Here is a 13,348-nt window from a genome sequence, read left to right on the forward strand (position 1 = left end):
CATGGTCTAGGAACCCGCCCATGCGAAGCCTTTCCCGCCTCCGCCCGACCGCTCTGAACCCGGCCCCCCTCCGGTCCGCCATGCCGGCCCTGCTCGGCCTCGCCATGGCCCTGCCCCTCGCCGCCGCCACCCACCAGGGCGCCATGGCCCAGCCCGCCGCCCGCCAGGCGCCCCCGCGGCCCGGCGCCGCCGCGCCCGCCCAGGGCCAGGGCCAGGCCCAGACCGCCGGCAACCGCATCGTCGCCGTGGTGAACGGGGACGTGGTGACGGAAGCCGAGATCCGCTCCCGCTCCCGCCTCTTCGCCCTGAACATCGGCCTCGACCCCCAGGGCGAACTGCTCACCCGCATCCGCCCGCAGATCCTGCGCCAGCTGATCGAGGAGCGCCTGCGCCTGCAGGACATCCAGCGCCGCCGAATCCCCGTGGGCGACGACGAGGTGGCCGAGGCGCTCGGCGACATCGAGAAGCGCAACGGCCTGCCCCCGGGCGGCCTCCGCGCCCAGCTTCGCGGCGCGGGCGTGGAGCCGCGCGTGCTCTACGACCAGATCCGCTCCCAGCTCGGCTGGTCCCGCCTCATCCGCGGGATGCTCGGCCCCCAGGCCGAACCCTCCGAGGAAGCGGTGCGCGAGGCCGTGGTGGCGCATACCGCCCGCATCGGCCAGCCCGAATTCCTCGTCTCCGAGATCTTCGTCCCGGTCGAGGACCCCTCCTCGTCCGCCGAGACGAAGCGCTTCGTGGACGACGTGATCGGCCGCCTGCGCCAGGGCCTGCCCTTCCCCATCGCCGCCACCCAGTTCAGCCAGAGCCAGACGGCCCTGCAGGGCGGCGACCTCGGCTGGGTCAACGCCGACCGGCTCGACCCCGAGGTGGCTGCCGTGGTGCAGCGCATGCCCCCCGGCGCCGTCTCCAACGCCATCGAGGTGCCCGGCGGCTTCCAGATCGTCTCCCTTCGCCAGAAGCGCGAGACGGGCCGCGAGAACGCCACCCTCGTCACCCTCCGCCAGGCCTTCCTGCCCTTCACCTCCGCGCTCGATCCGCAGAACCCGACGGAACAGCAGAAGGCCCAGCTCCTCCGCGCCCAGGGCATTCGCGGCGGCTGCGATGCGGTGGAGGCTGCGGCCCGCGCCGCCAACTCCCCGCGTCCCTCGGACCCGGGCGGCGAGCTGCGCCTGGAAACCCTCGGCCCGCCCCAGCTGCGCCAGCTCGTCTCCGGCCTCGCCCCCGGCCGCGCCAGCCAGCCCATCGTGACGCCCGACGGCATCCTCGTGATCGCGGTCTGCACGAAGGAGACCAAGAACCTGGCCACCTTCACGCCCGAGCAGGCCAAGCAGCAGATTACGCGCGACCGCGCCGAGAACCTCTCCCGCCAGCAGAGCCGCGACCTCCGCCGCCGCGCGACGATCGAGATGCGTGGCTGAGCTTCCCACCCTCTCGGAAACCGTCCACCGCCACGGGCTGGCCGCGCGCAAGTCGCTCGGCCAGCACTTCCTGCTGGACGAGACCCTCTGCGGCCGCATCGCCCGCCTTGCCGGCGACCTCACCGGCCGGCAGGTGCTGGAGGTCGGCCCCGGCCCCGGCGGCCTGACCCGCGCCCTGCTGGCCGCCGGCGCCGAGCACGTCCACGCGGTGGAGCTGGACGACCGCGCCGTCGCGGCGCTTGCCGAGCTCTCCGCCGCCTATCCCGGCCGCCTGACCGTCACCGAGGCCGATGCGCTGCGCATCGACCCGGTGGCGATGATGCCGGCCCCCCGCCGCATCGTCGCCAACCTGCCCTACAATGTCGGCTCCCCCCTCCTCATCGGCTGGCTCGCCCAGGCGGCCGCCTATGAGAGCATGACGCTGATGTTCCAGCAGGAGGTCGCCGAGCGCATCGTCGCCGCGCCGGATACGGACGGCTACGGCCGCCTCGCGGTCGCTGCCCAGTGGCGCTGCACGGCCCATATGGTCCTGCGCCTGCCCCCCGGCGCCTTCAGCCCGCCGCCCAAGGTGTGGTCGGCCATCGTCCACCTCGTCCCCCATGCCGAGCAGCCCGACCCGGCCCTGGCCAAGGCGATGGAGCGCGTGACGGCTGCCGCCTTCGGCCAGCGCCGCAAGATGCTGCGCGGCTCGCTCAAATCCCTCGGCGGGGCGGAGGACCTCCTGGCGACGGCCGCCATCGAGCCGACGCGCCGCGCGGAAACCCTCTCGGTCCAGGAATTCGAGACCCTGGCCCGCGCAGTTCTGGCGCGCGGCAACTAAGAAGGTACTGCAAACCTAGCCGTCGGTTGTGCGAGGCCGAAGCGCGGGATGCGCGCCTTTGCAGACACTCAGGGCAGGCCGTAGAGCGCACCCATGGAGAAGGTTCACTACACGGACGTGCTTCGGCGCACCGGAATCCTGACCAAACTATCCTCGTACGACCCGCATATCGCCGGCACGCCACCCTTGGGCATCGATCTTCCGGAATCCGATCTGGATATCCTCTGCCACGCGCCTGATCCCCGCTCTTTTGCCGCTGTGGTCTGGGGCGCTTTCTCGGACTGCGAGCGGTTTTCCATGCGGCAATGGGTCGGTCCGAACCGACCTGTCGTCGTCGAGTTCGTCGCGGTCGGCTGGCGCATCGAGATTTTCGGGCAGGCTCTACCGGTGCACGAACAGCTCGGTTGGAAGCATTTCCTGGTCGAGCAACGGCTGCTCTCCCTGGGCGGGCACCCGTTCCGAAACGCCGTGATGATGCATCGCAGAAGGGGAACCAAGACCGAACCGGCCTTCTCAGCCGCTCTCGGCCTTGCCGGCGATCCGTACCAGGCCCTGCTGGAGATCGAACAGCTGCCAAACGCGGATCTCATGGCCCTGCTCAGGAAGCGCGGCTTCTAGACGCGACTTCGCAAGACCATCCGCTTTCCACCCGATGCGATGGTCGATCCTACCCACAATCACCGGCGGGACCCGTGACACCCTCGACGGAAAGAGGGGCAGAGGCCTCAGACCCTTCCGTAGCTCCGGGACGGCGCGTCGCAGCGCCTCAGCGCCCCGTGCAGGGCTCGCCCGGCGTGCAGGTCCTGCTCATCGCCCGCTCCGCCATGCCCGTCACCGCCTCGAAGGTCAGCCGGTTCAGCGTACCGACCAGTCGCGCCGGATTCGGGCTGGCCCCGAGCGCGGTGCGGATGGACCCGTCCGCCAGCGCCGCCCGCAAGGTCTCCGCGCTCAGCCCCTCCGCCAGCGCGCCCGCCAGCGCCTCGCGATAGGCAGGCTCCGCCGTCACCAACTCCGCATCCACCGCGTCCCGGATCGGCTGCGAGGCCGCATCGCCGCCGGCCGTGGCCCCGAGCGCCAGGTTGCGCAGATCGGGCAGCGTCGCGCGATGCCGCGCGACATACTCCCGCGCCAGCGCCAGCCGATCCTCAGCCACCGCGGCCTCCTGCGCCCGCGCGGCGGCAAAGGGAAGGGCGGCGGCAAGCAGGGCCGGGAACGCGCGTCGCAGCATCGGAAGTCCTCGCCGGGGTTGCGCCGCCCTCATGCGCGCCCCGGCACGCCCTGGCTAGGCGGCGAGCGACAGCGCGGCGAACCGCGCCGCGAAGGCCTCCCGCTCCGCCGGGCTCATATGCAGCCCGCGCTTCGTCCGCCGCCACAGCACGTCATCGGGCTCCGCCACCCATTCCCGCGCCCGCATCCACTCCAGCTCCCGCGCCGTGATGCCGCCGCCGAGATCGCCGCCCATCGCCTCGATCGATCCTGCGCCGTCGATCACCCGCTCCAGCTCGCCGCCATGGGTGCGGATCAGCCGGTCCAGCAGCGGCCGCGGCAGCCAGGGATGCGCGCGCGCCATGCTCTCGGTGAAGGCCGCGCGGTTCAGCCCGCCGAAGTCGCCGCCGGGCAGCGCGGCCTTCCCCGTCCAGGACGTGCCCTCGCGCCCGAGCGCGCGGCCGAGCTGCTGCGCCGCATCCTCGGCCAGCCGGCGATAGGTGGTGATCTTGCCGCCGAGCACGCTGAGCAGCGGCGCACCGCCCTTGATGTCCATCGCCAGCGTGTAGTCGCGCGTGACGGAGGACGGATTGTCGGACCCGTCGTCATGCAGCGGGCGCACGCCGGAATAGGTCCAGGCGATCTGCTCGGGCGTCACGGGGGTGCGGAACTGGCGGGAGACAGCCGTGCAGAGATAGGCGGCCTCCTCGGGCGTGCAGTGCGGCTTGCCCATGGTGGGGTCGTGCGCGACATCGGTCGTGCCGATGAGCGAGTAGCGCTCCTCGTAGGGGATGACGAAGATGACGCGCCGGTCGTCGTTCTGCAGGATATAGGCCTGCGGCCCCTCATACAGGGCCGGCACCACGATATGGCTCCCGCGCACCAGCCGCACGCGGCCGGTCAGCGCCGTGCCCGTCGCATCCTGTGCCACCGTCACCCAGGGGCCCGCGGCATTGGCGATGGCGCGCGCCTGCACCGTGCGGGTGCTGCCATCGGCGTGCCGCAGCGTCACGGTCCACCGGTCCGCCCCGCGCCTGGCGGTCTCGAAGCTCGTGCGGGGCAGGATGGTGGCGCCACGATCGGCCGCATCCCGCGCGTTCAGCAGAACAAGCCGGCTGTCCTCGACCCAGCAGTCCGAATAGGCGAAGCCGCGCGAGAACTGCGGCTGGCGCAGCGGCTCGCCCTGGGGCAGCGCATCGAGGTTCAGCGCCTCGCTCGCCGGCAGCGACTTCCGCCGCGCCAGGTTGTCGTACAGGAACAGCCCCGCCCGGATCATCCAGCGCGGCCGCATCTCCGGCCGGTGCGGCAGCACGAAGCGCATCGGCCAGACGATATGCGGCGCGATCGAGAGCAGCACCTCCCTCTCCGCGAGCGCTTCCCGCACCAGACGGAACTCGTAGGTCTCTAGGTAGCGGATGCCGCCATGGATGAGCTTGGAGGAGGAGGAGGAAGTCGCCTCCGCGATATCCCCCCGCTCAACCAGTATCACCGATAGCCCGCGCCCCACCGCATCGCGCGCGATGCCGCATCCGTTCACGCCGCCGCCGATGACGAGAAGATCGACGAGCTCAGGAATGTCGGTGTTCATCACAGAAGCCTCGCCCGCACGCGGGTCACGACGATTTCGGCAACCAGCACGACAGCCAGAATCACCAGCAGGATGGTGGCCACCTGGTCCCACTGGAAGAAGTTGATCGCATCCTCCAGCACCACTCCGATGCCGCCCGCGCCCACCAACCCCAGCACCGCGCTCTCGCGCACATTGATGTCCCAGCGGAACAGGGCCACGCCCCAGAAGGCCGGCCGGATCTGCGGCCACACCGCCTTCAGCATCTCCGAACCCCAGGGCGCCCCCGCGGCACGCAGCGCCTCGCGCGGCCCGGGGTTCATCTCCTCCAGCGCCTCGGCCAGCAGCTTGCCGACGAAGCCGATGGAGCGGAACGCGATGGCGAACACACCCGCCGCCGCCCCCGGCCCGAAAACCGCGACGAAGATCAGCGCCCAGACCAGCGAGTTGACCGAGCGCGACGCCACCAGCCCCACCTGCGCCAGCGCGTTCAGCGCGGGGATGCGGCAGATGTTCCGTGCTGCCATCAACGCCAGCGGGATCGCCATCACGAAGCCGAAGGCGGTGCCCAGGCTCGCGATGTGGAGCGTCTCCACCAGCGCCGCATGAACGGTGGTGGGATAGGCGGCCAGATTCGGCGGCCACATGCGGATGATCAGATCCGCCATCTGCTCCGGCGCATCGGCCAGGAACTCGGGGATGATGTCGATTGTCCGCACCGCCCAGACCACGGCGGCGACCACGGCCAGGAACATCAGCCATCGCGTCAGCCGCTCGCCCGGCGTGTGCCGGATCCACTCGCGCCGCAGCGGGGCGAGGGAATCCCCTGTCGCCGCGCTCATCGCATCGCCGCCCGGATACGGCCGGAGACAAGCTCGGCCAGGAGGATGAGTCCGATAATCGAGATCAGGATCGCCGAGACGAAGTCGTAGTCGAACCGCTTGAACGCCGCGAACAGCGTGCCGCCGATCCCGCCTGCGCCGACCACGCCCACCAGCGTCGAGTTCCGCAGGTTGCTGTCCAGCTGGTACAGCCCGAAGCCCACGAAGCGCGACGCCACCTGCGGCAGCACCGCGTAGAGCAGCACCGCCATGCCGGACGCGCCCGTGGAGCGCACCGCCTCCACCTGCTTCATTGAGATCTCCTCCACCGCCTCCGCGAACAGCTTCGCCACGAAGCCGATGGAGGCGATGATGAGCGCCGCGATCCCCGCGAGCGCCCCGAAACCCAGCGCCTTCACGAAAATGATCGCGACGATGACGTAGTGCAGGCTGCGGCACACCGCGATGAAGGCGCGCACAGGGCCAGAGAGCCACCAGGGCGCGATGTTCCGCGCCGCCATCAGCCCCAGCGGCAGGGACAGGATGATGCCGCCCACGGTGGCCAGCACCGCGATCTGGATGCTCTCCAGCATCCCCTCCAGCAGCAGCTCCCAGCGCTCGAAATTCGGCGGGAACAGCCGCGCGATGAACCGCCCGCCCTCGCCCAGCCCGGCGATGAAGCGCCCCAGCCCGAGATCGAGCTGCGTGGACGCATAGACGAGATAGACGATGATCAGGATGCCGAAGATTCGCATCCACCAATCGGTCGCGAAGGGCGACCGGCGCTCCACGGGGGAGGGGAGGGCGGTGCCGCTCACAGCCAGTCCTCGCCGCCATAGATCTGCGTCAGATGGCTGTCACGCAGATCCTCCGGCGGCCCATCGAACACGATCGCCCCACCGGACATGCCGACGATCCGCTTCGCATAGCGCTTCGCCAGCGCCACGTTGTGGATGTTGATGATCACAGGCACGCCCTCGGCGCCCGCTAGCGTCGTTAGCATCTCCAGCACCTCCACCGAGGTGCGCGGATCGAGCGAGGAGGTCGGCTCATCCGCCAGCAGCAGGTCCGGCCGCTGCATCAGCGCGCGTGCGATGCCCACGCGCTGCCGCTGCCCACCCGAGAGCGCGTCCGCCCGCCGCGTCGCATGCTCCGGCAGCCCCACCGCGTCCAGCAGCTGGAAAGCGCGCGCGATGTCCTGCTCCGGGTACTTCCGCAGCCAGGCGCGCCACAGCGGCACATAGCCCAGCCGCCCGCACAGCACGTTCTCCATCACCGAGAGGCGCTCCACGAGGTTGTACTCCTGGAACACCATCCCGATCCGCCGGCGGGCGAGGCGAAGGCCCCGCCCGCTCAGCTTTGCCATATCAACGGTTCCCCCGGCACCCGTCAGCCGGATCTCGCCGCGCGTGGGCTCCACCAGACGGTTGATGCAGCGCAGAAGCGTGGACTTGCCTGTGCCGGAGGGGCCGATGATGGCCGTGATCCCCTCCGCCCCGATGGACAGGTCCAACCCCTTCAGCACCGGCTTGCCGGCCACGTACTCCTTGGTGAGTCCGCGGATGTCGAGGGCCGCGCTCACGGCTGGCGCGCCGGCGCAGGAGTGGCCGCACCGCCAGCCGCACCACCAGCCTGGGGCACCACATGCGTCCCGCCGCTCTGCGTCTGCGGCGCAGCGCGTGCGGCATTGCGGCGCGCTTCGGCCTCCAGCTCCTTGCGGCTCTCCTCGTCGAAGGCGGCGCGGCTGTAGGGCGCATTCACCGCATCGGCCACCGCACGCACCGGCGCCCACTGCTCCGCATAAGTGGCGGGCCAGAAGCGGTCGTTGCCGCCCAGGTCGCGCGCCATGGACTCCGGGAAGCGGTACTCCAGGAAGCACTGGCGGATGCGCGCCTGCAGCTCCGGCCGCAGGTCATGCGCCATGGCGAAAGAGGAGGTGGGGAAGGGCTCGCTCTCCCAGATCACCCGGAAGTTGTCGCCCCGCACCTGCCCGCGCGCGACCATGCGCGAGTACACGTCGGACGCGACGGGCGCGGCATCGTAGTCACCCGCATTCACGCCCATCACGCTGCGGTCATGCCCGCCGGAATAGACCACGCGGTAATCCGTATCCGGCGTCAGCCCCAACCCGGGGAAGAAGGCGCGCGGCGCGAGATTGCCGGAATTCGACGTGGCCGAGGTATGCGCGACGCGCCGGCCCTTCAGATCGGCCAGCGTCCGGTACGGGCTGTCCGCCTTCACCAGCATCACCACGCGATAGCTCTCGAAGCCCTCCGGCCCGCCCTTCACCGCGAAGGGCACCGCGCCGGCCAGGTTCACCGCAAAGGCGGTCGGCCCCGTGGAGAAGCCCGCGATATGCAGCCGGCCGGACCGCATGGCCTCCACCTGCGCCGCATTGCTCGTCACTTGGAAGTACACGGTGCGCTTGCCCGTGCAGCGCGTCAGATGGTCGACGAAGGGCCGGAACTGGCTCGCATAGAGCGCCGGATCCTCGACGGGCGTGTAGGCGAAGACCAGCGTGGACGGATCGCGCAGCCGCGACGCCTCGGGCGTGTCCGCCGTGAGGTTGCGGTCGTTGTCGCAATACCCCTCGTCCAACTGGCCGCGGAAGCAGCCGGCCCCCGAGGCAGCACCGGGGGCAGCCGGCGCCTGCGCGGCAGCAGGCAGGGCAACAAGGGCCAGGATCCCCGCCGGGATCGTGGCGAGCAGCAGGTTCTTCATGCGGCGTTCTCCTCCATGTCGTTGTTGCGCGCGGCCAGCAGCGCCTCCGCGAATTCCGCGAAGCCACGGCCTCCGGGGGCGCGGGTGATGTAGGCGGGGGCCGACGCAATCCCTGCCAGATGCGGCAGCACATTCGCCACCCCGATCGAGAAGGGGATGGCCGCGAAAAGCGGCGCGTCATTCGGGCTGTCGCCCAGGAACGCCACCTGCTCGATCACCGAATCGAGCAAAGACAGCCGGGTCGCGAACAGGTTCTCGATCCCCGCGCGCTTGTCCCAATTCCCGAACCAGGCATTCACATGAATGGAGGAGACCTTCGCCTGCGCTCCGCCGGCCTCGAACACCGCCGCGATCCGGGCCGCATCCTCCAGCGGCAGCGGCCCCGCATCCTCCGCGAAATCCACGGCCACATCGAACAGCCGGAACGCCTGGTCGGACGCGATCCGGCTGCCCGGCACCGCTTCCATCGCCCGCGCCGCCAGTGCCATCAGCCGGTCCCGCCCGGCCAGCCGCTCGGCCTCACCCTGCGCTTGCCAGCGCACCATCCGCCGCGCCGCACGGTCCTCGGCGTACCAGAGCGCCCCATTCTCCCCGACCACGGCCGCCACCGGCCACTGCCGGGCGATCGCGTCGCACCATCCCGCCGGCCGCCCCGTGACGGGGATCACCTGCAGCCCCGCCGTGGCCAAGGCCTCGATCGCCGAGAAGGCCAGGGCAGGAAGCCGCCCATCCTCGGTCAGCGTGTCGTCAATATCGGTCAGCACGTAGCGGAGCGCCGCCAGCCGGGCGCGGGGCGCAAGGCTTAGGGGTTCAGGGGCGCGCGCCTGGTCCAAATGGGTTCCTCCAACTGATGTGGAGGATGCCACTCGGCATGTGGAAGGTCAAACATTCGATGCGACATGCACCCGCACCCCGGCCCGCGCCAGCGCGCTTGCCAGCGGTGGGGGAGGGGGCGCATCCGTCACCAGATCCGTCAGCACCGAAAGGTCGGCCACCCGCTCGAGATACAGATGCCCGAACTTGCCGGAATCCAGCAGCAGCATCCGCCGCGGCGCCCGGTCCAGCATGGCCCGCTTCACCCAGGCTGCCCGGCTCTCCGCATCCGTCGGCCCCTCTGCCGTCAGCCCGGACGCCCCGATCAGAGCCACATCCGCGCTGAACCGCCGCAGGAATGCATCCGTCTCCGCGCCATAAAGCGCCCGCTCGACCGCGTAGAACTCCCCAGGCGCCACCAGCATCCGCAGCGGCTCGGAATCCCCCACCGCCGAGACCACCGGCAGCGAGTTGGTGATCACCGTCGCCGCCACCCCGCGCCCGGCCAGCGCCTGGGCGAAGCGCGCCGTGGTGCTGCCCGCATCCACCATCAGAACCGCCCCGGCCTCCACGAGAGACGCGGCCATCGCCCCGATCCGCGCCCGCTCCGGCCCTGCCATCGCCTCTCGCGCCCGGAAGTCCGGCTGCACTGCGGCATGGGTAACCGAGGCACCGCCATAGGTCCTCCGCACCGCCCCCTTCGCGGACAGCTCCTCGATGTCGCGCCGCACCGTCTCGCCGGAGACGCCGAACCGGGTCGCCAGGGTGCTGATCCGCACCGTTGGGTCCATGCCCAGCGCCTGGAGGATGGCCGCGTGCCGCGCATCCTTCCCCGGCGCACCGTCTTGCCGCTTTGCCATGGCCGCAAGGTGATAGGGCCCGACCGGGCGCGCAACCTGCTCGCGTCTTGGCGCCCTGGCCCCAGCCGTGACAGCTTCATGAAAACCCCCTGCCGGAGCCGCCCATGAACCGCCGCCGCATGCTGGCCGCCGCAGCCCTCCTGCCTCTGGCGGCCCGTGCCCAGACACCGCCACCACCCATGCCCACCCCCGGCCGCCGCGACTGGGCCGCGCAGGTTCCGCAGATCCGCCTGGGCGTCCTCGGCGGCGAGTCGGAATCCGATCGCCTCGGCCGCTACGATGGCTATCGCAAGCTGTTTGAGGACACCTTCGGCATCCCCACCCGCATGTTCTTTGCCTCCGACTATTCCGGCGTGCAGCAGGCCTTCGCGGCCAGGCAGCTGGAGATCGCCAACATGTCCCCTGCCGCCTATGCCGGCGTCTGGCTGGACACCAATGGCGGCGTCGAACCCATCCTCGTCACCCGCGAACCGGACGGCAGCACCAGCTACGTCGCCCTCATGTACGCCCGTGCCGACTCCGGCATCACGAAGCTCGAAGACATGCGCGGCAAGGCCATGGCCTGGTCCGACCCCAACTCCGCCTCCGGCTACCTCATCCCCCGCGCCGAACTCCGCGCCGCCGGCATCAACCCCGAGACTTTCTTCGGCCGCACCGGCTTCGCCGGCGGTCACGACCAGGCCCTCGTCGCCGTGCTCGGCCGCCAGTACGACGCCGGCGTCTGCTGGTCCTCGGGCCAGGGCGACGAGGCCCGCGGCTACACCCGCGGCGTGCTCACCGCCGCCGTCGAGAAGGGTCTGCTGAACATGCGGGACATCCGCATCATCTGGCGCTCCCGCCCCATCCAGAACGGCCCCATCGTGGTCCGCACGGACCTGCCCGCCGCCTTCAAGAAGGACATGGTGGACTTCCACCTGGCCCTCCCGCACGCCCACCCCGACATCCAGAAGGCCGTCGAGCGCGGCAGCGCCGTCGGCTGGGTCCCCACGCGCCACGAGGACTACGCCGTCTTCGTCGACATGCGCCGCGCCGAAGCCACGGAACGCCGCCGGCGGAACTAGCCGCCCCGCCCGCACCGCAGGTCTGCCACGCTCCCCCGAAGGTGACGCACCGCACCATTCCCGGTGCCAGGGGATCGGCCTAACCCCTGACCATGCCCGCCGCCCCCGCGATGCCCCGCCCCCTGCGCCGCCCGATGATCCTCGCCTCGGTTATGGTCGCGATGTTCATGATCGCGATCGAGGCCACCATCGTCTCGACCGCCATGCCGCAGATCGCGGGCCAGCTCGGCGACCTCCACCTCTACGCCTGGGTCTTCGCCGCCTTCCTTCTCGCCCAGACCGCCACGACCATGGTCTTCGGCAAGCTCGCCGACATCCTCGGCCGGCGCCCGGTGATGCTCTGGGGCATCGCCATTTTCCTGCTCGGCTCCATTCTCTGCGGCTTCGCCTGGTCCATCCCCTCCCTCATCGCCTTCCGCCTCATCCAGGGCATCGGCGCTGGCTCCGTGCAGCCCATCGCGCTCACGGTGGTGGGGGACCTCTATTCGGTAAAGGAACGGGCGAAGATCCAGGGCTGGCTCGCGAGCGTTTGGGGCATCTCCTCCGTCCTCGGCCCGCTCGTCGGCGGCCTCATCGTCCAGCACATGAGCTGGGCCTGGATCTTCTGGATGAACCTGCCCGTCGGCGCCCTCGCCGCCGCGGGCTTCGCCCTCTACCTGCGGGAAGACGTCCCCCGCGAGCGCAAGCCCGTCGACGTCGCCGGCGCCCTCCTTCTCACCCTCGCCGTCGGCGCGCTGATGACGGCCACCACCGACCCCGGCACCTCCCTCTCCATCGCCGCCGCGCTCGTCGCCCTCGTCAGCACCGCCATCTTCCTCTGGTGGGAAACCCGCGCGTCCGACCCCGTGCTGAACCTCGCCCTCTGGATCCGCCGCCCGATCGCGACCGCCAACGCCACCGTCCTCTTCAGCGGCATGGCCATCATCGGCCTCACCGCCTTCCTGCCCATGTATGTCCAGGGCGTGCTGGGCCGCTCCGCCCTGGAAGCGGGCTTCGCGCTGACCATGGTCGTCCTCGGCTGGCCCATCGGCTCCATCTTCGCTGCCCGCGGTTTCACCCGCTTCGGCCTGCGCGCCGTCCTCGTCTTCGGCGCCGCCCTGCTGCCCCTCGGCGCGGTCGCCTTCGTCATCCTCGGTCCCGGCTCATCCGCCCTGCTGGCCGGCGCCGGCTCCTTCGTCATGGGCCTCGGCATGGGTCTGCTCAGCACCGCTGCCGTGGTGATGGTCCAGGAAAGCGTCGGCTGGAACGAGCGCGGTGCCGCCACCGCCTCCAACGTCTTCTCCCGCAACCTCGGCAGCGCACTCGGCGCCGCGGTGCTGGGCGGCGTCCTTAACCTCGGCTTCGCCGCCCATGCCGGCCGCCAGGGCGATGCCGCCGCCGAGATCGACTTCGAGGCCGTCCGCCGCCTGCTCGAACACGGCGAGGCCGTGATCGGCGACGCTGCCGTCCGCACCGCCCTCGCCTCCGCGCTGCACCTCACCTTTTGGGCGCTGTTCGCTATGGCAGTGGTGACGCTGCTCCTCGCCTTCCTCGTCCCGCGCTTCGAGCCCCGGGGCAAACCCGCCGAAGCACCCCAGGCCTCGCCTGCCGATTAGGCCTGCCCAATCTAGAGCAGCCCGAGATCCATCAGCGCCCGCCGCATCTTCGGCGGCAGCTCCTCGATCCCCTCTGTGCCCACCTCGCCCTCCGTGAGGTCGGCCGGCGCATCATCGGTCTTGAGATAGCGCCATCCCTGGAAGGCCTTCACCGGCCGCGGCCGCACCGCCACCAGCCCGGGCTCCAGGATCAGCGCCGTCGCTCCGGTTCCGTCCGCCCGCTTCACCGGCTCGATCGCCAGGATCCGCTGCCGCACGCGCAGCACCCCCGCCACCACCCAGTAGATCGACCCGCCCTGCAGGATCTCGGGCGCGCGCTTGGGCGTCATGCGCGTCACATGGCGCAGCCCCTCGGGCCCGCGGGCGCGCAGGGCCTGCCCGCGCTCCATCTGCTCGATGTCCTTCGTCCCGACGGACAGTTTGATGATGTGCAGCACACCCGCGATCTGCGCCCGCACCGCATGCC

The 13,348-nt window shown here is 70.8% G+C and carries 14 protein-coding genes; 5 read left to right on the forward strand and 9 right to left on the reverse strand.

What is annotated here, in order from left to right; all coding sequences use genetic code 11:
• Nucleotides 1–20 precede the first annotated feature (20 nt).
• The 3 genes from ACVBD7_RS02090 to ACVBD7_RS02100 all read left to right on the forward strand — a co-directional run bounded on the left by ACVBD7_RS02090 (nucleotide 21) and on the right by ACVBD7_RS02100 (nucleotide 2,856).
• Nucleotides 21–1,418, forward strand: a complete 1,398-nt coding sequence (locus ACVBD7_RS02090; RefSeq protein WP_458095870.1) for a peptidylprolyl isomerase — start codon at nucleotides 21–23, stop codon at nucleotides 1,416–1,418.
• Nucleotides 1,411–2,238: a 16S rRNA (adenine(1518)-N(6)/adenine(1519)-N(6))-dimethyltransferase RsmA gene (gene rsmA / locus ACVBD7_RS02095; protein WP_458095871.1), complete on the forward strand. Its 828-nt coding sequence runs from the start codon at nucleotides 1,411–1,413 to the stop codon at nucleotides 2,236–2,238. Before ACVBD7_RS02090 ends, rsmA begins: the two co-directional genes overlap by 8 nt.
• A gap of 93 nt (nucleotides 2,239–2,331) precedes the next feature.
• Entirely contained in the window at nucleotides 2,332–2,856 is a 525-nt protein-coding gene (locus ACVBD7_RS02100) for a DUF4269 domain-containing protein (protein WP_458095872.1), read from the forward strand.
• Between the two features lie 148 nt (nucleotides 2,857–3,004).
• Here the strand turns inward: ACVBD7_RS02100 and ACVBD7_RS02105 are convergent, their stop codons facing one another.
• From ACVBD7_RS02105 to ACVBD7_RS02140, 8 genes are read right to left on the reverse strand one after another with little or no spacing between them, the layout of a single operon-like run.
• Nucleotides 3,005–3,466 (reverse strand): hypothetical protein, encoded by a 462-nt coding sequence (locus ACVBD7_RS02105; protein ID WP_458095873.1) that lies wholly within the window; start codon nucleotides 3,464–3,466, stop codon nucleotides 3,005–3,007.
• A 54-nt stretch (nucleotides 3,467–3,520) separates the two neighbouring features.
• On the reverse strand, nucleotides 3,521–5,032 hold the full coding sequence (glpD, locus tag ACVBD7_RS02110; RefSeq protein WP_458095874.1) for a glycerol-3-phosphate dehydrogenase: 1,512 nt from the start codon (nucleotides 5,030–5,032) through the stop codon (nucleotides 3,521–3,523).
• Nucleotides 5,032–5,853, reverse strand: a complete 822-nt coding sequence (gene phnE, locus ACVBD7_RS02115) for a phosphonate ABC transporter, permease protein PhnE (RefSeq protein ID WP_458095875.1) — start codon at nucleotides 5,851–5,853, stop codon at nucleotides 5,032–5,034. The genes glpD and phnE (ACVBD7_RS02115) overlap by 1 nt, the downstream gene beginning before the upstream one ends.
• Complete coding sequence (gene phnE, locus ACVBD7_RS02120; protein ID WP_458095876.1) at nucleotides 5,850–6,650, reverse strand: phosphonate ABC transporter, permease protein PhnE; 801 nt, start codon at nucleotides 6,648–6,650, stop codon at nucleotides 5,850–5,852. The genes phnE (ACVBD7_RS02115) and phnE (ACVBD7_RS02120) overlap by 4 nt, the downstream gene beginning before the upstream one ends.
• Nucleotides 6,647–7,414: a phosphonate ABC transporter ATP-binding protein gene (phnC, locus tag ACVBD7_RS02125; protein WP_458095877.1), complete on the reverse strand. Its 768-nt coding sequence runs from the start codon at nucleotides 7,412–7,414 to the stop codon at nucleotides 6,647–6,649. Before phnC ends, phnE (ACVBD7_RS02120) begins: the two co-directional genes overlap by 4 nt.
• Complete coding sequence (phnD, locus tag ACVBD7_RS02130; RefSeq protein WP_458095878.1) at nucleotides 7,411–8,553, reverse strand: phosphate/phosphite/phosphonate ABC transporter substrate-binding protein; 1,143 nt, start codon at nucleotides 8,551–8,553, stop codon at nucleotides 7,411–7,413. Before phnD (ACVBD7_RS02130) ends, phnC begins: the two co-directional genes overlap by 4 nt.
• Nucleotides 8,550–9,386, reverse strand: coding sequence for an HAD-IIB family hydrolase (locus ACVBD7_RS02135; RefSeq protein WP_458095879.1), 837 nt, complete (start codon nucleotides 9,384–9,386; stop codon nucleotides 8,550–8,552). Before ACVBD7_RS02135 ends, phnD (ACVBD7_RS02130) begins: the two co-directional genes overlap by 4 nt.
• 48 nt (nucleotides 9,387–9,434) lie before the next feature.
• Nucleotides 9,435–10,226 (reverse strand): DeoR/GlpR family DNA-binding transcription regulator, encoded by a 792-nt coding sequence (locus ACVBD7_RS02140; RefSeq protein WP_458095880.1) that lies wholly within the window; start codon nucleotides 10,224–10,226, stop codon nucleotides 9,435–9,437.
• Between the two features lie 104 nt (nucleotides 10,227–10,330).
• On the opposite strand from ACVBD7_RS02140, the gene phnD (ACVBD7_RS02145) reads away from it, so the two are divergent.
• Together phnD (ACVBD7_RS02145) and ACVBD7_RS02150 are read left to right on the forward strand one after the other, a co-directional pair.
• Entirely contained in the window at nucleotides 10,331–11,287 is a 957-nt protein-coding gene (phnD, locus tag ACVBD7_RS02145) for a phosphate/phosphite/phosphonate ABC transporter substrate-binding protein (protein ID WP_458095881.1), read from the forward strand.
• Between the two features lie 92 nt (nucleotides 11,288–11,379).
• Complete coding sequence (locus ACVBD7_RS02150) at nucleotides 11,380–12,882, forward strand: MDR family MFS transporter (protein ID WP_458095882.1); 1,503 nt, start codon at nucleotides 11,380–11,382, stop codon at nucleotides 12,880–12,882.
• A gap of 11 nt (nucleotides 12,883–12,893) precedes the next feature.
• Here the strand turns inward: ACVBD7_RS02150 and ACVBD7_RS02155 are convergent, their stop codons facing one another.
• Nucleotides 12,894–13,340 (reverse strand): DUF1489 family protein, encoded by a 447-nt coding sequence (locus ACVBD7_RS02155; protein WP_458095883.1) that lies wholly within the window; start codon nucleotides 13,338–13,340, stop codon nucleotides 12,894–12,896.
• Nucleotides 13,341–13,348 lie beyond the last annotated feature (8 nt).

It is taken from the genome of Roseomonas sp. WA12, from assembly GCF_054165765.1.

Bases quoted from the DNA above. Each gene is read 5' to 3' on its own strand.
- phnE (WP_458095875.1), bottom strand. From the start codon at position 5,853: ATGAGCGCGGCGACAGGGGATTCCCTCGCCCCGCTGCGGCGCGAGTGG.
- ACVBD7_RS02100 (WP_458095872.1), top strand. From the start codon at position 2,332: ATGGAGAAGGTTCACTACACGGACGTGCTTCGGCGCACCGGAATCCTG.
- phnD (WP_458095878.1), bottom strand. From the start codon at position 8,553: ATGAAGAACCTGCTGCTCGCCACGATCCCGGCGGGGATCCTGGCCCTT.
- ACVBD7_RS02090 (WP_458095870.1), top strand. From the start codon at position 21: ATGCGAAGCCTTTCCCGCCTCCGCCCGACCGCTCTGAACCCGGCCCCC.
- glpD (WP_458095874.1), bottom strand. From the start codon at position 5,032: ATGAACACCGACATTCCTGAGCTCGTCGATCTTCTCGTCATCGGCGGC.
- ACVBD7_RS02150 (WP_458095882.1), top strand. From the start codon at position 11,380: ATGCCCGCCGCCCCCGCGATGCCCCGCCCCCTGCGCCGCCCGATGATC.
- phnD (WP_458095881.1), top strand. From the start codon at position 10,331: ATGAACCGCCGCCGCATGCTGGCCGCCGCAGCCCTCCTGCCTCTGGCG.
- ACVBD7_RS02140 (WP_458095880.1), bottom strand. From the start codon at position 10,226: ATGGCAAAGCGGCAAGACGGTGCGCCGGGGAAGGATGCGCGGCACGCG.
- ACVBD7_RS02105 (WP_458095873.1), bottom strand. From the start codon at position 3,466: ATGCTGCGACGCGCGTTCCCGGCCCTGCTTGCCGCCGCCCTTCCCTTT.